The organism is Chromobacterium alticapitis (assembly GCF_002924365.1).
Lineage (GTDB): Bacteria > Pseudomonadota > Gammaproteobacteria > Burkholderiales > Chromobacteriaceae > Chromobacterium > Chromobacterium alticapitis.
This window is the reverse complement of sequence record NZ_PQWB01000007.1, coordinates 43,525-63,684: the sequence shown is the minus strand read 5'-3', so window position 1 is coordinate 63,684 and position 20,160 is coordinate 43,525. Positions and strand designations below refer to the sequence as shown.

Sequence of the window (20,160 nt, the reverse complement as noted above, 5' to 3'; positions counted from 1 at the left end):
CCTTATTGCATGTACCAGCCGTGGCTGACCACGAAGGACTGGCCGGTCAGGGCGGCGCTGGGGAAGGCGGCCAGGAACAGCGCGGTCTGCGCCACGTCGTCCACCGTGGTGAACACGCCGTCCACGGTATTGCCCAGCATCACGCGCTTGACCACTTCTTCCTCGCTGATGCCCAGCTCCTTGGCCTGTTCCGGAATTTGCTTGTCCACCAGCGGCGTGCGCACGAAGCCGGGGCAGATCACGTGGGAGCGCACATTGTAGGGCGCCCCCTCCTTGGCCAGCACCCGGGCCAGGCCCAAGAGCGCGTGTTTGGCGGCGACATAGGCTGACTTCAGCGGCGAGGCCTCGTGCGAGTGCACCGAGCCCATATAGATCACCACGCCGCCGCGTTTGTCCTTGTACATGTGCTGCAGCGCGGCCTTGGTGGTGAGGAAGGCGCCGTCGACATGTATCGCCTGCATCTTTTTCCAGTCGGCGAAGCTGTAGTTGACGATGGGATTGACGATCTGGATGCCGGCGTTGGAGATCAGGATGTCCAGCTGGCCGAAGGCGTCCACCACCTGCTGGGTGCCTTGATTGACCGCGTCTTCATTGGTGACGTCCATCGCTACGCCTATGGCTTTGCCGCCGGCGCTGACGATTTCGTCGGCCGCCTTGTTGGCGGCGTCCAGGTTGATGTCGGCGATGGCCACCGCCGCGCCGGCGCGGGCGTAAACCAGGGCGATCTCCTTGCCGATGCCGCTGGCGGCGCCGGTGATCAGGGCGACTTTTCCGTTCAATTGCATGGTGATTCTCCTGTCGTTTCTGCTGAATGGAACAACTGGCGAAGCTGCTGCCGCGAGCGGCGGGCTGGGCCGCTCTTCGGGTAAAACGGTACCTTGGATAGGAGATTGATCGATCTGGGGAGTTCCCGCATCCATGTTTATTCTAATGGCATGTTTGGATTGGCGCAGCCGCGGGCTAGCTGTCGGCGTCCAGGTAGAAAGGGATGCGCCGGCGCAGCTGTTCGTCGCGGTTTTTGGAGATGGCGTTCCATAGGCACTCCGCTTGTCGCGGATGGCTGGCCGCGTAATGGCGGGAGAAGGGCAGGAAGTAGGGCTTGGTGCTGATGGGCGGCTGCAGCTTGCGGATGGGCAGGGACGGGTTGTGCTCCAGATAGGCGTCGCCCAGAGATTCATGCACGGCGTAGGCGTCGATGCGCTGGTTGACCAGCTTGAAGAAGTTTTGCGCCACGCTGTTGGCGGTTTCAGTCGGCACGCCCATCAGTTGCAGGTCCCGGTTGATGGACCAGCCGGTATTGGTTCCCACGCGGTGGCGCAACTGCGTCAGCTTCTTGCCGTCCCAGCGCGCCGCGCTGTCGTTGCGGACATAGAGCACATAGCTGAGCGTGGCCAGGCGGCGGCTCTCGTCCGGTTTGCCGTCGCGCAGGGGGTAAACCGCGTAGGCGGCGCGCTCCGCGGAGTAGGAGAGCATCATCACGGCGTCGATGTCGCCGTTTTCCAGCTCTTTCAGCAGGCGGGCGCCGGGCAGCAGGCGGATGTCCAGCGCGAGGCCGCAGCCGCGGGCGGCGTCTTGCATCAATTCCACCGTCAGGCCGGGGTGGCGCGGGTCCAGCGCGGCGTCGCCCAGCTTGTACGGCGGAAAGGCCTGGTCGCCTATGCCCATGGCCAGCGTTTCCGCTCGCGCGGCGCAACAGCCGAGCAAGAGCAGTGTCAGCAGAGATTTCATGTGCCTGGTGATGTTTCCGGCGGTTTTCGTCAATGTAGCGCAAGGGGCACGGGGCGGATAGCTCAGCGCGCCAGCGCCGCCGCCAGGTAGTCCACCAGGCAGGCGATGCGCGGCAGCGGACGGCCCTGCTTGTAGAACACCGCCCAGATAGGCTGTTTCCAGTCCTGTTGTTCCGGCAGGCGGATGTCCGCCAGCCGGCCGGCGGCGATGTCCGGCCCCACCAGGAAGTCCGCCAGACAGGCGATGCCGCAGCCTTGCAGCGCCAGCGCGCGCAAGGTGGCGCCGCTGGAGGCGGCCGGGGACGGTGTCACTTTGAGGCCGTTGGGTCCCAAGGGCCACAGGTTCAGCGTGGCCGGGCTGGTGAAGCCCAGAAGCCGGTGCGCTGGCAAATCCGCCGTCGTTTGCGGCTGGCCGTATTGCGACAGATAGCCCGGCGCGGCGACGAAGCGCAGCGGGCTTTCGCACAGCAGCCGCGCGTTCAGGGTGGAGTCGGCCAGCGGGCCGACCCGTATCGCCATGTCTGCCCGCTCTTCTATCAGGTCAACCACCGCCTCCGCGCCGGTCAGTTCCAGCCGGATGTCCGGGTAGCGCGCCTGGAAGCCGGCCAGGTGCGGCGCCAGCAGGTAGTCCAGCACCGGTATCGCCGCGTTGACGCGCACCAGGCCGGACGGGCTGATGGCCGCGGCCTGCAGTTGTTGCTCGGCGTCGTCCAGGCTTTGCACAATGGCGCGGGCGCGCTCCAGCAGCCAGGCGCCTTCCTCGGTCAGGTCCAGCCGCCGCGTGGTGCGGGTGAGCAGGCGCACGCCCAGCTGCTTTTCCAGCTGCGATAGGCTGCGGCTGACATTGGACGCCGTGACGCCCAACTGGTCCGCGGCGGCGGTGAACGAGCCGCAATCCATGATGGATATGAACGTAATCAGGCTTTCCGTGCTGAGCATTATCAATTTTTTCGCAAAAGATCTTCTCACTACAGCCCATTTTTCCCTTGGTGGCAAGCGCGGACAATCGGCGTCCTGATTTCAAACCCACCCATTCCAGTTGGAGCCGAGGACGCGAAGGCAAGCGAGCAGGGCCGCAGACAGTACATCCAGTACGGCAAGGCCCGCGCAGCGCAGCCGACAAAGTCATCGGCTCTAAATGGGATGGGAAACAGGAGCGCATCATGCCTCTCGCACTCTGGGCGCTGACGCTCAGCGCCTTCGCCATCGGCACGACGGAGTTCGTCATCGTCGGCCTGATTCCCACCATTTCCGCCAGCCTCCAGGTGTCGCTGCCTTCGGCCGGGCTCTTGGTCAGCCTGTATGCGCTGGGCGTGGCCGTCGGCGCGCCGCTGCTTACCGCGCTGACCGGCCGCCTGCCGCGCAAATGGCTGCTGATCGCCCTGATGGCCTTGTTCACCGTCGGCAACCTGGTGGCCTGGCAGGCGCCGGGCTACCAGGCGCTGATCGCCGCCCGCGTGCTGACCGGTCTGGCGCACGGCGTGTTCTTCTCGATAGGCTCGACGCTGGCCACCAGCCTGGTGCCCAAGGACAAGGGCGCCAGCGCCATCGCGCTGATGTTCTCCGGACTGACCGTGGCGCTGGTGACCGGCGTACCGCTGGGCACCTTCATCGGCCAGCATTTCGGTTGGCAGGCCACTTTCCTGGCCGTTTCGATGCTGGGCGTGCTGGCGCTGCTGGGCAGTCTGATCCTGGTGCCGTCCAACCTGCCCCAGCCGGCGCCGGCTTCATTATCCAGCCAGCTTGCCGTGCTGGCCCAGCCCAGGCTGTTGCTGGTGTATGCGATGACGGCGCTGGGCTATGGCGGCTCGTTCACCGCCTTCACCTTTCTCGCGCCCATGCTGGAGAACGTGAGCGGCTTCGCGCCGGGCGCGGTGGCGCTGATCATGCTGCTGTATGGCGTGTCGGTGGCCGTGGGCAATATCTGGGGCGGCCGCTTGGCCGACCGCAAGGGACCGGTGGCCGCCTTGAAGATCATCTTCGCCGGCTTGGCGCTGGTGCTGCTGGCCCTGACCTTCACCGCCGGCTCCAAATGGCTGGTGGCGCTGACGGCGCTGGCCTGGGGCGCGGTGGCCTTCGGCAATGTGGCCGGCTTGCAGCTCTACGTGGTGTCGCAGGCCAAGGCGCGCGTGCCGCACGCGGTGGATGTGGCGTCCGGCCTGAACATCGCGGCCTTCAATGTCGGCATCGCCGGCGGGGCCGGCTTGGGCGGGCTGGTTGTCGAGCGGCTAGGGCTGATGGCCACGCCGTGGGTGGGCGCCTTGATCGTGTTGGCGACTTGGCTGTTGACGGCCTGGTCCGGTAGGCTGGATGCCAGACCCGCATCTGGCATGGCGGCCGCCGTCGAGCGCATCTGATTTTCTGGCCGGGCGCGCGTCGCCTGGCTTCGCATTCAAGAAGGAAACACCGCATGAAAATGCCGAAACTGGGCGTGGGCACCTTCCGCCTCAAGGATCAACAAGCCGAGGAATCGGTGGCGATGGGCCTGGCGCTGGGCTACCGCCACATCGACACTGCGCAAATCTACCGCAACGAGGCGGATGTGGGGCGCGCCATCGCCAAGGGCGGCGTGCCACGCGATGAGCTCTACGTCACCGCCAAGATCTGGATCGACCAGTTCGCTCAGGGCAAGCTGATCCCCAGCCTGCGCCAGAGCCTGGACAAGCTGGGCCTGGACCAGGTGGACATGACGCTGATCCACTGGCCGTCGCCCAAGGACGAAGTGCCGATGACGGTGTACATGACGCAGCTGGCAGAGGCCAAGCAGCTGGGGCTGACGCGCGAGATCGGCGTGTCCAATTTCACCATCGCCCACCTGCGGCAGGCGATAGACGCCGTGGGCGCGGACGCCATCGCCACCCATCAGCTGGAAGTGCATCCTTATTTGCAGAACCTGAAGGTCCGCGCCTTCTGCCGCGAGCAAGGCATCGCGCTGACCGGCTACATGCCGCTGGCCTACGGCCGGGTGGTGAGCGATCCGGTTTTGCAGGCCATCGGCCAGAGGCATGGGGCGACGGCGGCTCAGGTGGCTTTGGCCTGGCAGCTGCAGCAGGACATCGCGGTGATTCCGTCGTCTACCAAACGCGCCAATCTGGCGGCCAATCTGGACGCGCTGAAGCTGCGGCTGGATGCGGACGACATGGCGCGCATCGCCATGCTGGAGGACGGCGGCCGCATCGCCGATCCGGACTTCGCCCCGGACTGGGATGCCTGATTCCATTTTAGATGGGAGTACGCGTAAGCGATATGCTTGCTCTGAGCCTGTAGGTGAAGATCGGGCGGCCAATAATCCAACATTTTTAGTATTGTAATCAATATCACCATGAAGAGTTTTCATGGGGTATGAATCTCTATTTAGATGTGTTGGCGCCCGACTTTTCTATGATTCGGCAGTGAGATAGTTATGGTTGAGAGCAATTTACATGTACATTTTTTCCGCAGAAGCTACCATTCCAACGCCAAGCGACATTCTTGGTCTCATTGACCTGAATGGAAAAGCTCGCTGCTGGGGAGGTCAGCAATAGATTGAATACATTGCTGTTGTAGGAGATGGGGTCTCCGCCATTTGCATTGGGATCGGAAGAAATGAGGGGAGCGAAGTTTCCTAATCTTAGTGTCAATTGGCTATTGGAGATTAGGTATGCTAGGTTGTTTTGGATATATTGACCAATAGGGAAATTGCTGCCGTTGGGAAGGCGGATAGCTTTGTCGCTGGGCACTAATCGGCTTAGGCCAATCTGCCAATTTTGATCTGGTTTGAACAGCAGAGCATCCTTGAAATTTGCCAAACTTTCCGATACTTTGTTCTTCAACTCTGTATCGGCAATACTTTCACCCTTGCGTATTAGCCAGTCGCCAGCGATTGGTAAAATCCAGCTAAGGTTGGAGTCGCAATCGGTGGATGAGTTGACGTTGGCTGTAATGCCAACTTTATCGTGGTCGAGCGAGCCATTGACCGATCCGTACTGTCCAGTCACAGTGATATTGCTTAAGGTCAGTGTATTGGTGCAATCTCCTTTGATAACCCCCCATTTGTTGCCAGAAAAATGACTAGTAATTTGGTAGTTGAGACCGGAAACAGTCAAGTAAGTTACACCATTTCCTGATGGGCTAAGGGTTATGACTGCATTGCCGCTGACTATGCCGCTTTGGAACGCAGCACCCTTTTGGTTGATCTGGGGAGCGACTCTGCTATTAAGCGCTTGTTGAAGATTATAAGGAAAGCTTAGAAGCTGCCCCACCGTATTGCGCAAAGGACCTGCGGTGCCCTGCATGCCTTCACTATAGCTAACGGCTGCTCCGCCATAGCTAAGCGTGGCAGTTAAGTTGTCTCCTGTGATGACCGGACTCCAGCCCGCTTGCGCAGTACTGCAAAGCAAACCTAGTAGTCCCCAAAGTTTTGTTTTCATTGATCAGTTCTCCGGAATGAATATGCAATTCAAATATATACTTTTGTCATTTTTAAGTCAATTTTTATGACTTTGTTTATCTTGCTGTAAAGATGTCTGCCGGCACATCTTGTGCGTGGATTGATCTGGGCTAGATGCTTTTTGACTAGCCTGTTCAGGGCGCAGCGGCGTTTTGTATCATCTTATGCGCGTTACAATGGCGGCTTGTGGCCCGCGCGGCGTATTGGGATGAAGAGCAATGAGCGAAGAACTGAAGATGGAAGACCTGGTGGTGGGCGAGGGCAAGGAGGCTGTGCGCGGCGCGCTGATCACCACCCATTACACCGGCTGGTTGGAAGACGGCAGCAAGTTCGACTCCTCCGTCGACAAGGGCCGGCCTTTTCAGTGCGTGATCGGCACCGGCCGTGTGATCAAGGGCTGGGACCAGGGCATGATGGGCATGAGGGTGGGCGGCAAGCGCAAGCTGTGGGTGCCGGCGCATCTGGCCTATGGCGAACGCCAGATCGGCGACCGCATTCCGGCCCATTCCAATCTGGTGTTCGAGATCGAGTTGCTGGAAGTGCTGACGCGGGAGGATTGAAGGACTTTTCTGCTTGAAATGTCGAGTCCGCGCTGCGGCCCGAGAAACCCCGGCAAAACAGGGCGTAGGGTGGGCAAGCGGCTTCGCTTGCCCACGTTCTATTGGGGGGCGCCAACGCGTGGGCAAGGCTGGCCTTGCCCACCCTACCCGAACTGTTTTTGTCGTTTGCCGTGTGGAAAGGCGGGAGGATTGAGCGGGCAGCGCGTAGCGCGGGTTCGCCAACGGCGATACCCGCGGCATGGCATGAAAAGAGGCCCATCCGGGCCTCTCGTCGTTTCACCTGCCATCAATAGCCGATGTTCTTCACCGCCTGGGGGCCCAGCCGCTGGCACAGTTGCATCAGGTAGAGGCTGTCCGGGCCGACGCGGACGCCTGTCGAGTCCGTTTCGCCCAGCTTGGGCGCGGGGTCCAGTTGCTTGGCGTCCGGCAGGTAAGGCGTCAACTCGCCGCTGCTGCCTATCGCCCAGTTGGTGGCGCCCGGCGGCGCGGCGATGGCCAGCTGATCGGCCTTGGCATTCCACGCCACGCCCCAGCCCATGCTCCAGCCGTGGCCGCTGCCGTCGGTGCCGCGGTTGCCCAGGCCTATCGCGCCGCTGATGTCGGCGTTGTCCACCAACAGGCCGGTGGCCCAGCGCTGGTGCGGTTCGATATTGCCGCAGGCCTCGGCCCGGCCGGTGAAATGCAGCAGCACATTGGGTCCGCCGGCCTGGGACTGGGTGGCGTAGTAGAACGATTTCTTGCTGCCGGTGGACGAGCTGCGGTCCACCAGCGTCTGGCCGCCGGCGATGCTGAACTCGAATGCCTTGGCGCCCTTGCAGTCCACATTATTGTGGTCGTGGTTCAGCATGATGGCTTGCAGCGTCAGCCGGCGCGTTTGCTTGGCCGTCACCACGCCAGTGGTGAAATTGTGGGCCTGGATGTCGTTGAGCCAGCCGTCGGCCAGATTGTCCAAAGTGGCCACGCCGTAGTCGGCGCCCGCGCCGCGCGGTAGGCCTTCCAGCGCCAGATGCTCGACGCCGATCTGGCCGGCAAAGCCGCTGGTCTGGTATTTCTGCACGCTGCCGCCGTTAGGCCCCAGGTAGCCGCTGTCGAAGGAGTCGGACAGCGGAATGTCCAGCGTCAGTTGATTGCCGCTGACGGCGGCGACGGTGCGCAGCCAATATTCGTTGCTGTTGCCGGCGTTGATCCAGGTTTGCGGCTTGCCGTCGCGGACCAGCGTGTCCATGTTCATGAAGTGTATCCATTCGGCGCTGGCGCGGCGGCGAACTATCACCGCGTCGCCGGGCTGGAAGCCGGATGCATTGGATACATGGATGACGCGGCTGCCGGCTGGCGCATAGCTGTCGCTGATGGAGGCGGCCGCGCCCATCGGCGTCAGGCTGCCGGCGCCGCCGCCCAGGCTCAGCATGAAGTGGCCGCCGCCCTGGGCCTTCAGCACGGTGCCGCCCGCGCCGGAGCCGCTGCCGCGCAGCACCACGCCGTCGCTGGCCAGCTGGATGGGGCTATTCAGCAAAAAGGTGCCAGGGGCCAGCAGCACCGCGCCGCGGATGCCGCCCGTCGCCGGCAGGGCCGCCACCTTGGCGATGGCGGCTTGAATATTGGCGAGGTCGCTGGCCGCGTCGCCGCTGGGTTTGACCGTGGCCTTGACCGGCGCGGCCGGCAGCGCCACGCCGCCGCCCATATAGCCGGCGCTGGAGAAGTCCATCACATGGTCGCCGTTGCCGTTGAGCGGCGCGTAGGCGAGGCCGCCCTGGCCGTCGTCCTTCACCCAGCGGCTGCGTGCGCTTTCCTTGCCCCATAGCGCCTGGCAGGATTGGGCGAAACCGTCGTGGCGTAGCGGCAGGGTAGGGGTGGCTTGGGCGGCCTGGGTGGTTAGCGCGACGGCCAGCGTCAGCGCCAGCCGGGTCATCGAATGCTTCATCGCTAAGGGGTTCCTGTCTGTTTTAGGTTGGGCCGGAGCGAAAGCGGACATGGTTGTTTTATTTGTCATATTGATACCACGCATCATATGTAAAAGTCTGTTACAGGATGGTGGCCGTATGTATACCCTGGTCTTGCAGACCGGATGAAAAAAGCCCCGGCCACAAGGGCGCGGGGCAAGCTGGTGAAACCGGGAGGACGGTCGCGCGGGTTCGCCCATGGCGATGCCCGCGATGAGGTCGAGCGCTTCAGTGCGCCTGGCTGGTGTCCGCCACGCGGCCGGGCTTGGGCGCCAGCCAGATGGCGCAGGCGGCGACGATGAAGGACAGGCCGGCCAGCCAGAAGATCTGGTTGGTGGACAGCATGATGCTTTGCGTTTGCAGCGCATGCTCGATGGTGCCCCAGGCCGCGCCGTCGGACAGGCCGCCGCCGCTCAGCGCGCGCAGCGCGTCGCCGCCGCTGTCCACCATCCCGGCCAGCTCAGCATGGTTGTAATTGGCCTTGTCGTCCCAGGCGGTGGTGACCAGAGAGGTGGCGAAGGCGCCGGACAAGGTGCGCATGAAGCTCATCAGGCCGGCGGCCGAAGCGACTTCCGCCGGCTCTACGCTGGACAGCGCCAGCCCGGTCAGCGGCACGAAGAAGAAGGGCATGCCCAGGCCCTGGAACAGCAGCGGCAGCGCCACCTGCCAGAAGCCCATGTCGGTGGAGGAGAAGCTGCGGTACAGGGTGACGCAACCCAGCCACATCACGCCGCAGAACACCAGCTTGCGCGGGTCCAGCCGGGTGGACAGTTTGGCGGCGATGGGCGCCACCATCACCGCCAGCACGCCGCTCATCGCCGTGGCGTAGCCGGCCTGGGTGGCGGTGTAGCCCATATAGCCCTGCAGCCATTGCGGCGTCAGCACGGTGGCGCCGAAGAAGGAGCCGAAGGCCAGCGAAATGGTCAGCACGCTGGCCCAGAAGCCGCGGTGGCGGAACACTCTGAGGTCGACGATGGGCTGGGCCTCGGTCAGCTCCCAGATCAGGAAGGCGGCGAAGCCTACCACGGCGGCGATGGCCAGGCCGACGATGAAGGGCGAGCCGAACCAATCCAGCTCCTTGCCCTTGTCCAGCATCAGCTGCAGCGACGCCACCCACAGCATCAGCAGCGCCAGGCCCGCCACGTCTATGCGCAGCTTGGCCGTTTGGCTTTGATAGCGCTTGAGCAGGTTCCAGCCCAGGAGGCCGCAGCCCAGCGCGATCGGCACGTTGATGTAGAAGATCCACGGCCAGCTGGCCTGGTCGCACAGCGTGCCGCCCAGAATCGGCCCCATGATGGGCGCCACCAGCGTGGTCATGCTCCACAGGCCTATCGCCGCGCCGGCTTTCTGCTTGGGGAAGATCTGCAGCAGCAGGGTCTGCGACATCGGCATCAGCGGGCCGCCGGCGAGGCCTTGCAGCACGCGGAACAGCACCAGCGTCTCCAGCGAGCCGGCCAGGCCGCACAGCATGGAGAACAGGCCGAACAGCAGCATGGAGCCGACGAACAGCCGCACGGTGCCGAAGCGCGCCGCCAGCCAGCCGGTCAGCGGCACGATGATGGCCTCGGCCACCGCGTAAGAGGTGATGACATAGGTGCCCTGGCTGGACGACACCGCCAGGCCGCCGGCGATATTGGGCACCGACACGTTGGCGATGGTGGTGTCCAGCACCACCATGAAGTTGGCGGCGGCCAGCACCAGCGCCGCCAGCCACAGCATATTGCCGGTCAGCGGGCGCTGGACGGAGGGATTCGCGCTAGACATGAGGGCCTCACTCGCTGACGTCTATGGTGGCTTCCATCGACAGCCCCACTTGCAGCGGGTGCGCCTTCAGCTCGGCCGGGTCCAGCGCGATGCGCACCGGCAGCCGCTGCACCACCTTGATCCAGTTGCCGGTGGCGTTCTGCGCCGGAATCATCGCGAAGGCGGAGCCGGAGCCGCCGGACAGGCCGGCCACTTTGCCGTGGTAGACCACCTTGCCGCCGTAGAGGTCGGCGGTCAGCTCCACCGGCTGGCCGACGCGGACCTTGCTCAACTGCACTTCCTTGAAATTGGCGTCGACGTGGGCGTTTTGCAGCGGCACCACCGACATCAGCGGCGTGCCGGACTGCACCCGCTGGCCCACCTGGGCCTGGCGCTTGGCCACCACGCCGTCCACCTGGGCGCGGATCACTGTGCGCGCGAGGTCCAGCTTGGCTTGGTCGCGCTTGGCGCGCGCCAGCGTCACTTCCGGGTTGTTATCCACCGTGGTGTCGGCGGTCAGCGTCTGGTTGGCTTTCAGGCTGCCGACGGCGGCGCGGTAATTGGCCGCGCTTTGCTGGCTGGCGGCCTCGGCGGCCTTCAGGCTGGCCGAGGCGGTGGCGAAGGCGTTTTGCGCGTTGCTCAGCTCCTCGCCGGACACCGAGCCGCTCTTCGCCAGCGCCTGGCGGCGTTGCAGGTCGAGTTGGGCGCGTTCCAGGTCGGCGCGGGCGGCGGACAGCTGGGCGGCGCTGCGGGCCTGATCGGCGCTGCGCGCCTGGGTCTGGGCGCTCAGGCCCTCGTCGTTGGCGAAATAGCCCTGCACCCGGCGCTCGGCGCGGGCGAGGTCGGCCTCGGCCTGGGCCAGCGCGAGCTTGGCGTCGCTGTCGTTCAGCACCACCAGCACGTCGCCGGCCTTCACCGGCTGGGTGTCGACGACTTTGACTTCCTTGATGGTGCCGGCCACTTCCGGCGTGAGCTGGGCGATCTCGGCGGCGACATAGGCGTTGTCGGTGCTGACGTGATGGGAGCCGACCAGCGTCCAGTAGCCGCCGTAGCCGATGGCTGCCGCAGCCACGATGCCGAACAGCAGCGTGAACAGTTTTTTGCGTTGCAGGGGACGGCCGGCGGCGGCGGGCGCTTCTGAGGCCGGCAGGGCTTGTACGTTTTCGCTCATGGTGGGTAGTCCTTGTGTGGTTTGCCGGCGCCTCAGCGGGCGGGTTCGGTTTCTTGGTAGCCGCCGCCCAGAGCCTTGATCAGGGCGATGTCCAGGGTGAAGCGGCGGGTTTCCAGCGCGGCCAGGCTGCGGCGGGCGGCGATCACGCCGTCTTCGGCGTTCAGCACGTCCAGGTAGTTGGCCAGTCCGCCCTGGTAGCGGTTCTGGCTGACGCGGTAGGCCTCGTCCGCGGTTTGCAGCGCCAGCCGGCGCTGTTCCAGCTGCGGCGTCAGCGAGGCCTGGCTGGCCACGGCGTCCGCCGTTTCGCGCAAGGCCTGGCTCAAGACCGCGTCGTAGCTGGCCACGGCGGCGTCGTAATCGCCGCGCGCGGCTCGGTATTGGCCTTGCAGTTGGCCGCCGCGGAAGATGGGCAGGCTGATGGCCGGGCCGAAGCCGGCTATGCCGGAACCAGCCTTGTCGAACAATCCCAGCCCCAAGGACTGGGCGCCGACGAAGGCGGTGAGATTGATGTTGGGATAGAACTGGGCCTGGGCGGCGTCGATGCGCTTGGCCGCGGCTTCGGCGCGGAGACGGGCGGCTGCCAGATCCGGTCGGCGGCCCAGCAGGTCCGCCGCCAGCGTGGCCGGGAGCCGCTGCTCGCGAAACAGATTGGCGGCGGGGCGGGCGATGGCTAGGCCGCGGTCCGGCCCGGCGCCCATCAGCGCCGCCAGGCTATGGCGTTGCAGCGCGATGCTCTCGTCGGCGGCGGCCAGGTCGGCGCGGGCGGCGGCTTCGCGCGACTCCGCCTGGCGGACGCTGCCCAGCGTTTCCATGCCTTGCTGCCGCCGTTCGCGCAGCAGCGCCACGGTGTGGCCGCGCACGTCCAGCGCCTGGGAGGCGGCGTCGCGCTCGTCGAACAGCCGGGCCAGTTCGGCGTAGCCGGCGGCCAGCGAAGCGGTCAGCATCAGGCGAGCCTGGGCCGCGTCGGCGCGGGCGGCGGTCAGTTCCGAGGTGGCGGCGGCGACGGCGGCGCGGTTCTTGCCCCAGAAATCCAGCTCGTAACTGAAGTCCAGCGTGGCGCGGGCGGCGTTGTTGAAGCCTTGCGGCACGAAAGCCGCCGGCACGCCGTTGTTGTAGCTCTGTTTGTTGCGGCTGTTGGAGGCGTTCAGTTCCACGCCGGGCCATTGGGCGGCGCCGGCTTGCTGGGCTTGGCCCTCGGCGCGCTCGACGCGGGCGCGGGCGGCGGCGAGGTCGGGCGCCTGGCTCAGCGCTTCTTCCACCAGCCGGTCCAGCTGCGCGTCGCCGTATTTGCGCCACCATTGCGCATGGGCCCATTGCCCCTGCTCAGAGGGCAGGCTTTGCGTATTCTGGTATTGTTGCAGCGGTTTGATTTGCGGCGCCGGCCCCATGTCGGGTACGGCGGCGCAGCCGCCGAGCAGAGCCAGCGCGGCCAACAGGCCGGCGGCCGGCAGCGCGCGCGGCGGAAAATTAGGGTTTCTCATGGTCTCTATCCGGAGGCTGTTTGTTTTAACTGTACGGTACGGTATGGTTATATTGTCAGTTGGTTTACAAGTCAAGTAAAATTGAACTGAACCGTTCAGTTTAAGGGTGGGTATGCGTACAAAAAGCGAAAGCAAGCGTCAGGCGATCGTCGCCGCGGCGACCGAAGTGTTCCTGGAGCGCGGCTACGAGGCGGCGTCGATGTCGGAGATTTCCACGCGGGCCGGGGGCTCCAAGGCCACGCTGTACAACTACTTCTCGTCCAAGGAAGCGTTGTTTCTGGATGTGATGTCCTGTTTGGCGGGCGAAATGTCCAAGGTCTACGTCAAGCTAGTGCCGGGCGGGGACTTGCCCGCCGTGCTGCAGGACTTCGGCGAGGCGTATCTGGACAATCTGTTCAGCCCCGAGCTGCGCGCGCTGCGCGCCATCGTGATGGGCAGCGGCAGCCGCTCCGAAGTGGGGCTGCTGTTTTACGAAAACGGCCCCAAGGTGGGCTGGGGCAAGCTGGCGGATTTCATGGCGGCGGAAATGCGGGCCGGCCGCCTGCGAGAGGCTGAGCCGTGGACGGCCGCCATGCATTTTCATGGCCTATTGCACGCGGAATGCCAGGTGGCGATGATCACTGGCCTGGTGGACCAGCTGGCGCCCCAAGAAAAGCGGCCGGCTTGGGTGGCATCGGCTATAGATACATTCTTGCGCGCCTATGGCGCGCATGACGGCGGCAAGGCGGCGTGACACAATGGCGGCCTGACTCCTGCCGGCGACGCCCGGCGCGAAAGGCCGCCGCCGATGAGCTTTCCCGACCTGTTTCCCTCGCTGTTCCGCTACAAATCCTGGGCCGATGAGGAGTTGTACGCGCAACTGGCCTTGCTGGACGGCGCCGCCCATCCGGACCGGCGCCATCTGGCCATCCGCATCCTCAACCACATCCACGTGGTGGACCGGATTTTCCGCGGCAACCTGACCGGCCAGCCGCACGGTTACGCCGCCACCAATACGCCGGACACGCCGGAGCTGGCGGCGCTGCTGGCCGCCGCGCGCGAAACCGACGCCTGGTATCTAGCCTACGTCTCAGGCCTGACAGAGGCGGAATTGGCAGAGGCGATAGACTTTGCCTTCACCGACGGCGACCGCGGCCGCATGAGCCGCGCCGAGATGCTGCTGCAGGTGATCACCCACGGCGGCTACCACCGCGGCGCGGTGGGCAGGATCTTGGCCGACTGCGGCGTCCAGCCGCCGCGCGACATCTATACCCGTTATCTGCACGACAGCGAGCCGGCGCGCCGCCTGGGCTGAGCTGGGCAGTGTGGTAATTGTTCAACATGAAGATATTTACTTGAAAATATTCAGCTTGATGTTGTACGGCCTTGTTACAATTGCCGCCGTTATTCCGGCGGTATGAGTTCAAGGTCTATCCCTGGACTTGATCCGGCTCAGCATCGCCGGCTGTGGGCAGGCGCATGATGGCGGACGGCTGAGCCGGTTTCGCCGCAGCCTGCCCTTGTTCCGTCCGGCGCGCGGGGTCGCCGGGCTTTGCCCCATTTCTTCAAAGTCAGGAAGCCAGCAAGATGTTCAAGAACTGGTCGGTCAAACAGAAAATCCTGGTCAGCGTCGCGCTGATCCTGCTCGTCTCGCTGGCCATCACCGGCGCAGTGTCCTCCCATATGTTCAAGTCCGCGTTGACCGAGCGGCTGGAGCAGTACGAGCTGAAGGCCACGGTGGAGTCCATCCGCAACGAGCTGGACGCGTCCATCTTGCTGCCGCTGAGCCAGACGCGCCAGATGGCGGCCAACACCTATCTCCTGGACTGGACCGCCGCCGGCGAGCCGGAGTCCGGCGTGGCGGCCTGGCAGCATTACGCCAAGGCGCTGATGCAAACCTCGGGCGCGGCCATTATTTCCTGGACCTCCGAGGCGACGCTGAACATCTACATCGACCACGGCACGGTCAAGGCTGACCCTAAGGGCAACGACAAGTGGCTGGCCGATTTCCTCGCCTCCGGCCGCGAAAGCCAGTTCACCCTGGGCTCGGAAACTGGCAAGCAGCAGGTGATGATGTTCGTCAATGTGCTGGCCAACAAGGACAAGCCCGGCCATCGCGCGGTGGCGGCGCTGGGTTTCGATGTGACCCAGATGGCCGAGCGCGTGCGCAAGATGGCGGTGGGCGAGCATGGCCAGGTCTACGTGGTGGATGCTTCCGGCCAGGTGCGCCTGCACCGCGACCCGGCTTTGATGCAGAAGAAAACCATGTTGGCCGGCCTGCCGGGCATGGCCGACGCGGCGCCGCAGCTGTTGAACAAGAACGGCTTCAACCTGGTGCATTTCAATGGCCCGGACGGTCCGCGCCTGGCCGTTTCCAGTTATATGCCGAATGCCGATTGGTTCGCGGTGGTGGAGATGGACCCGGATGAAGTCTATGGCGCGGTAAGCCGCACCACGGCCTTGGTGATGGGCGTGGACGCGGTGGCGCTGGCGCTGTCTCTGTTGTTGATCTGGTGGGTGTCCGGCTTCATCAGCCGTCCGCTGGTGGAACTGCGCAACGCCATGCGCTCGCTGAGCTCAGGCCAAGGGGATTTGAGCATGCGCCTGCCGGTGGCCAGCCGCGACGAGACCGGCCAGGTGGCCGAGGCCTTCAACCGCTTCATGGAGCAATTGCGCGCCATGTTCCTGCAAGTGCGCGAGCAGAGCGGCCAGCTGCATCGCAGCGCCGGCGAGCTGACGCGCATGACGCAAAGCCTGTCCGCCGGCTCGCGCTACAACGCGGACCTCAGCGAAACCACCGCCGCCACCATCGAGCAGCTGTCGGTCAGCGTCAGCCACATCGCCGGCAATTGCCACGGCACGGCCGAGGCGGTGCAGCAGGCCGGCGCGCTGTCCGCGCAAAGCGCCGACGCGGTGGGCAAGGTCAGCGTGGAAATCGGCTCCGTCGCCGCGTCCATGGACGAGGTGAAGACGGTGATGGAAGAGCTGGAGCGCCGTTCGGCCCAGGTGGGCAGCATAGCCGGCGTGATCAAGGACATCGCCGATCAAACCAATCTGTTGGCGCTGAACGCGGCGATCGAAGCCGCCCGCGCCGGCGAGCAGGGCCGCGGCTTCGCCGTGGTGGCGGACGAGGTGCGCAAGCTGGCGGAACGCACCAGCCAGGCCACGGTGGAAATCGACGATATGGTCGGCGGCATGCAGCAGGGCTCCGGCCAGGCGCGAGAACGCGTGGCCCAGACCTATGGCGCGGTGCAGGGCGGCGTGCAACTGGCGGAAGAGGCGCAGCGCCAGATTTCCGAAATCCAGACCAGCATGCGGCTGGTGGTGCGCCAAGCGGCGGAAATCCGCGACGCGGCCAGCGAGCAGTCCAAGGCGACGGAAGACATGGCGCGCACGGCCGAGCAGATGTCCAACCAGGCCTCGCGCTCCGACGCCGAGATCGGCCGCGCCGGCCAGGTGGTGGCGGATCTGGAGCAGCTGTCGCAGTCGCTGGAGCAGGTGGTGGGGCGGTTCAAGCTGTAAGTCTGGTTGGCCCGCTGTGCCAAGGAAAATGCCGCTCATGCCAGTCAATGAGCGGCATTATTTTTTGATTTGCGGAGTCCGCTGCGCGGACGATGATTTAAGGTGCGGTTCCGCCCGCAGACGGGCAAGAGGGCTGTGCGGCCAGCCCTCTTGCAACTCCAGGCCGCCTCGCAGGTCGCGAATTCCCATCCGAAAAGTCGAGGCCAAGGCGCTGGCGAACTCGGCGCGCGCTAGCGTCGCGCGCCTCAAACAAACGCCAGCTTAAGACCTTGCCCTCAACTTTTCGAATGGCGCGACCTGAAGGGGGAGTGGGGCGCCGTATGAACATTGAGCCTTCGACGAGCGGTCCTGCTATGCAGCGACGTGGCGCAAGTCGCTTAGTAACCCACGGTGAAGCGGCTGCGGCGGTGTTCGGCCTTTTCCAGCTCATCGATCATGGCCACGGCGTAGTCTTCCACCGAGATGTGGCTGTTGCCGGCGGCGTTGACCAGCAACTGGTCCTGGCCCAGGCGGAACTGGCCGGTGCGCAGGCCCGGCTGCAGCATGGCCGACGGGCTCAGCAGCGTCCAGTCCAGCTCGGTTTCGGCGCGCAGCAGGTTCAGCGCTTCGCGCGCGCCCAGCGCCGAGGCCTTCCATTGCTCCGGGAATTCCGGGGTATCCACCAGCTGCACGCCGGGGGCCACTTCCAGGCTGCCGGCGCCGCCGACCACCAGCAGGCGCGGCGCTTGCGCGGCTTTGGCCGCGGCGATGATGGAACGGATGCCTTTGACGAAGTAATCGAACTGCTCGGCCTGGGCGTGGCCGCTGAAGGCGCTGAGCACGGCGTCGAAGCCTTTCAGTTGTTCAGCCAGCGCGGCGCTGTCCTGCACGTCGACCTTGGCGGCGGCCAGGTTGGCTTGCGCTTCTATGCGTTCCGGGCGGGACACCAGCGCGGTGACGTGGTGGCCGCGGGACAGGGCTTCTTTCAACAGGGCGGAACCGACATAGCCGCTGGCGCCGATCAGTGCGATTTTCATGGTGTAACTCCTTGACTTGAAATCCGGTTGAAGCGCCGTGTCGCAGCGCTGATGGAGTGCATGATGCGCTTTTCGATTGATTCGATAAACGCCTCAAACCATAATTGATTGTTATCTAAAAATTGACAGTTGATATGGCGAGAGGCGTAGAGAACAATCTGGAAGGGCTGCAGATCTTCGTTGCGGTGGCGGAGGCCGGAGGCTTCACCGCCGCCGCCGAGCGGCTGGGCATGACCAAGGCCAATGTCAGCCTGCAGGTGGGACGGCTGGAGGCGCAACTGGGCAGCGCGCTGTTCACCCGCACCACGCGGCGGGTAAAGCTGACCGAGGCCGGCCAGGCCTTGTACCTGGACGCGCAGCCGGCGCTGGCGGCCTTGCGCGACGCGCTGCTGCAGGCCGGCCATGGCGCGGCCGAGCTATCCGGCGTGTTGCGGCTGACCGCGCCGGTCAGCCATATGGCGGAGTCGGTCGCGCCGGCGGCCACCCAGTTCATCCGCCAACATCCCGGCTTGCAACTGGAGCTGCACGCGGTGGACCGCATGGTGGATCTGGTGGCGGAAGGGATGGACCTGGGCATACGCCTGGGCACGCTGCGCGACTCCTCGCTGCGCGCGCTGAAGCTGGGCGAGTTCGCCCAGCAGCTGGTGGCGTCGCCGGCTTATCTGCGCGAGCGCGGCGCGCCTGCCCATCCGGGCGCGTTGGCGGAACACGACTGGGTGGCGCTGACCTTGCTGAAAACGCCGCTGACCTGGCGTTTCTCCGGCGCGGACGGCGCGGAGGAGACGGTGCGGATGCGCGGGAGGATCAAGGTGGACTCCGGCGCCTCTTTACGCGCGCTGCTATTGGCCGGCGCCGGCCTATCGGTGATGGACTCGCTCAGCGTGCAGGAAGATATCCGCCAGGGCCGGCTGATCCATCTGCTGCCGCAATGGACCTTGCCCAAGGGCGGCGTCTACGCGGTGTTTCCGCCGGGCCGCCACGCGCCGGCCGCCGCGCGCGCCTTCGTCGAGTTTTACCGGGTGCTGCTGGCGCGGCCCTCGTGATCGGCTTGGCGGCGGTTTTCCGGCAAGGCCGCGGCCACGCGCGGCAGCACGAAGTCGATGAAGGTCTGGTACTTGCAGCTCAAGGGCGTGCGGAAGGGATGCACCAGGTAGATGGGCCAATAATCGCAGCACCATTCCGGCAGCACCTGCACCAGCTCGCCGCGCGCCAGGTGCCGCTGCACGGAATAATCGGCCAGCAGGGTGATGCCATGGCCGGCCAGCGCGAGTTCCGCGCGCAGCGGGTAGTGATCCAGATAAAGCTGGGCGGAGATGGGCTGGCGCAATAGCTGCTCCCCCCTTTTCAGCAGCAGGCCGCCCGTTTGCTCGGACTCCATCACCAGCAGCCGGTGCGTGGCCAGGTCTTCCGGTTGCCGGATGGGCGCATGCCGCGCGAGATAGGCCGGCGAGGCGTACAGATTTTCGCTGGCATAGCCGGCCAGCCGCGCCACCAGGCTCTCGTCATGCACCTTGTGCGAGCGCGCCGAGCGCAGGCAGAAATCCAGCACGTCCGCCACCGGGTCTTGCAGGCGGTTGTTCACCTGCAATGACAATTTCAGCGCCGGATAGACGGCCGCCATCTCGCTGAGCGCCGAACCCAGCACGTATTGGGCCAAAGACGAGGTGGTGCTGATGGTCAGCGGGCCGGCCAGGTCGCTCTGCGTCTCGTCCACCGCCATCCGCGCCTGCGCCACCGTTTCCCGCAAGCGCGCGGCGTGAGGCCGCAGTCTTTCGCCGGCCTCGGTCAGCGCCACCCGGCGCGTGCTGCGCAAGACCAGCGCCGCGCCCATTTCCCGTTCCAGCTCCTTGATGCGCGCGCTGACCAGGCTCTTGTGGCTGCCCAGCAGCTCGGCTGCGGCGGTGAAGCTGCCCGCGCGCGCCAGCGCGTCGAAGGCCAGCAGGTTGTCGGGCGAGGGCATTGTTTTCATATCAGGACAATCAGTCTGGAATTGGCTATTTATTCCGCATAGTGTAGCGATTATTCTGGGCCGCATCATCAACTTGTCATGAAGGGCGAGGCCAAAGATGCGTTATCTGTATCGCTTGTATCCGTGGTTGTTCCAGCGAGAAATCACCCTGCGCTGCCGTTTCGCGCGCCGCCGGCATTGGGAGGCGGAGGCGCGGCGGGTCATTTTCTGAGGCGCAGGCAAAAAAACGCCCCGAGACCGGGGCGATGAACAAGACGGGGAGACGGGGGTAGATGGGTCAGCGGCTCTGGAAGCTTTGCAGCACGGTCAGCAAGCTGGTCAGATTGTCGGCGATGCCGCCTTGGCTGACTTTCTCGGTGCCGGCGGCGGCCGCCATGGTGTTCATGCTGTAGATCTGCATCACGCCCATATTGGCGGCGGCTTGCGCCAGCGTGTTTTGCTGCTGCTGGGCCGACACGGCGTTCTCGAACAGGATGCCGGTCGAGTGCGCCATGGTTTGATAGATCGAACCCATGGCCATGGCCGGCGCTTCGCCCAGCACTTTGACGTTGGATTGGGTCACGGCGTCGGTGATTTGATTGTTGACTGCGGTCGGGAATGCCATTGCGTATCTCCTGGTTTAG

At 64.8% G+C, this 20,160-nt stretch carries 18 protein-coding genes; 7 read left to right on the top strand and 11 right to left on the bottom strand.

Features of this window, described 5'->3' with window-relative positions; genetic code table 11:
* Nucleotides 1-2 precede the first annotated feature (2 nt).
* From C2I19_RS01475 to C2I19_RS01465, 3 genes are all read right to left on the bottom strand, one after another.
* Nucleotides 3-785, bottom strand: coding sequence for a 3-hydroxybutyrate dehydrogenase (locus tag C2I19_RS01475; RefSeq protein ID WP_103900951.1), 783 nt, complete (start codon nt 783-785; stop codon nt 3-5).
* Nucleotides 786-960: 175 nt separating this feature from the next.
* Nucleotides 961-1,728 carry a type 2 periplasmic-binding domain-containing protein gene (locus C2I19_RS01470; protein ID WP_103900950.1) on the bottom strand — a complete coding sequence of 256 codons (768 nt, stop codon included), beginning with the start codon at nt 1,726-1,728 and terminating at the stop codon, nt 961-963.
* Nucleotides 1,729-1,790: 62 nt separating this feature from the next.
* Entirely contained in the window at nt 1,791-2,666 is an 876-nt protein-coding gene (locus tag C2I19_RS01465; protein WP_103900949.1) for a LysR substrate-binding domain-containing protein, read from the bottom strand.
* 224 nt (nt 2,667-2,890) lie between these two features.
* Here C2I19_RS01465 and C2I19_RS01460 point away from each other — a divergent pair, with 224 nt between their 5' ends.
* Both C2I19_RS01460 and dkgB read left to right on the top strand, forming a co-directional pair.
* Complete coding sequence (locus C2I19_RS01460) at nt 2,891-4,084, top strand: MFS transporter (RefSeq protein WP_103900948.1); 1,194 nt, start codon at nt 2,891-2,893, stop codon at nt 4,082-4,084.
* 53 nt (nt 4,085-4,137) lie between these two features.
* On the top strand, nt 4,138-4,941 hold the full coding sequence (gene dkgB, locus C2I19_RS01455) for a 2,5-didehydrogluconate reductase DkgB (protein ID WP_103900947.1): 804 nt from the start codon (nt 4,138-4,140) through the stop codon (nt 4,939-4,941).
* A 187-nt stretch (nt 4,942-5,128) separates the two neighbouring features.
* On the opposite strand, the gene C2I19_RS21675 is transcribed toward dkgB, so the two are convergent.
* The gene (locus C2I19_RS21675; protein WP_146056720.1) at nt 5,129-6,136 is read right to left on the bottom strand and encodes a hypothetical protein; all 1,008 of its coding nucleotides are present in this window, start codon (nt 6,134-6,136) and stop codon (nt 5,129-5,131) included.
* 238 nt (nt 6,137-6,374) lie between these two features.
* Between C2I19_RS21675 and C2I19_RS01450 the strand changes: the two genes are divergently transcribed.
* On the top strand, nt 6,375-6,716 hold the full coding sequence (locus C2I19_RS01450) for an FKBP-type peptidyl-prolyl cis-trans isomerase (RefSeq protein ID WP_103900946.1): 342 nt from the start codon (nt 6,375-6,377) through the stop codon (nt 6,714-6,716).
* A 286-nt stretch (nt 6,717-7,002) separates the two neighbouring features.
* Here C2I19_RS01450 and C2I19_RS01445 read toward each other — a convergent pair whose 3' ends face one another.
* The 4 genes from C2I19_RS01445 to C2I19_RS01430 form a co-directional block, all read right to left on the bottom strand.
* Complete coding sequence (locus C2I19_RS01445) at nt 7,003-8,637, bottom strand: pectate lyase family protein (RefSeq protein ID WP_103900945.1); 1,635 nt, start codon at nt 8,635-8,637, stop codon at nt 7,003-7,005.
* A 247-nt stretch (nt 8,638-8,884) separates the two neighbouring features.
* Nucleotides 8,885-10,420, bottom strand: coding sequence for a DHA2 family efflux MFS transporter permease subunit (locus C2I19_RS01440; RefSeq protein ID WP_103900944.1), 1,536 nt, complete (start codon nt 10,418-10,420; stop codon nt 8,885-8,887).
* Between the two features lie 7 nt (nt 10,421-10,427).
* Complete coding sequence (locus C2I19_RS01435) at nt 10,428-11,570, bottom strand: HlyD family secretion protein (protein ID WP_199181042.1); 1,143 nt, start codon at nt 11,568-11,570, stop codon at nt 10,428-10,430.
* 32 nt (nt 11,571-11,602) lie between these two features.
* The gene (locus C2I19_RS01430) at nt 11,603-13,051 is read right to left on the bottom strand and encodes an efflux transporter outer membrane subunit (protein WP_103900943.1); all 1,449 of its coding nucleotides are present in this window, start codon (nt 13,049-13,051) and stop codon (nt 11,603-11,605) included.
* Nucleotides 13,052-13,163: 112 nt separating this feature from the next.
* On the opposite strand from C2I19_RS01430, the gene C2I19_RS01425 reads away from it, so the two are divergent.
* The 3 genes from C2I19_RS01425 (at nt 13,164) to C2I19_RS01415 (ending at nt 16,552) form a co-directional block, all read left to right on the top strand.
* Entirely contained in the window at nt 13,164-13,784 is a 621-nt protein-coding gene (locus tag C2I19_RS01425; protein ID WP_103900942.1) for a TetR/AcrR family transcriptional regulator, read from the top strand.
* A gap of 54 nt (nt 13,785-13,838) precedes the next feature.
* Nucleotides 13,839-14,345 (top strand): DinB family protein, encoded by a 507-nt coding sequence (locus tag C2I19_RS01420; RefSeq protein ID WP_103900941.1) that lies wholly within the window; start codon nt 13,839-13,841, stop codon nt 14,343-14,345.
* Between the two features lie 272 nt (nt 14,346-14,617).
* The gene (locus C2I19_RS01415) at nt 14,618-16,552 is read left to right on the top strand and encodes a methyl-accepting chemotaxis protein (RefSeq protein WP_103900940.1); all 1,935 of its coding nucleotides are present in this window, start codon (nt 14,618-14,620) and stop codon (nt 16,550-16,552) included.
* 377 nt (nt 16,553-16,929) lie between these two features.
* Here the strand turns inward: C2I19_RS01415 and C2I19_RS01410 are convergent, their stop codons facing one another.
* Nucleotides 16,930-17,568 (bottom strand): NAD(P)-dependent oxidoreductase, encoded by a 639-nt coding sequence (locus tag C2I19_RS01410; protein ID WP_103900939.1) that lies wholly within the window; start codon nt 17,566-17,568, stop codon nt 16,930-16,932.
* 134 nt (nt 17,569-17,702) lie between these two features.
* Between C2I19_RS01410 and C2I19_RS01405 the strand changes: the two genes are divergently transcribed.
* Nucleotides 17,703-18,611: a LysR family transcriptional regulator gene (locus C2I19_RS01405; protein WP_103900938.1), complete on the top strand. Its 909-nt coding sequence runs from the start codon at nt 17,703-17,705 to the stop codon at nt 18,609-18,611.
* Here the strand turns inward: C2I19_RS01405 and C2I19_RS01400 are convergent.
* Complete coding sequence (locus C2I19_RS01400) at nt 18,581-19,528, bottom strand: LysR family transcriptional regulator (protein ID WP_233201059.1); 948 nt, start codon at nt 19,526-19,528, stop codon at nt 18,581-18,583. The genes C2I19_RS01405 and C2I19_RS01400 overlap by 31 nt on opposite strands.
* A 286-nt stretch (nt 19,529-19,814) precedes the next feature.
* Nucleotides 19,815-20,141 carry a RebB family R body protein gene (locus C2I19_RS01395; protein ID WP_103900936.1) on the bottom strand — a complete coding sequence of 109 codons (327 nt, stop codon included), beginning with the start codon at nt 20,139-20,141 and terminating at the stop codon, nt 19,815-19,817.
* Nucleotides 20,142-20,160: the final 19 nt, after the last annotated feature.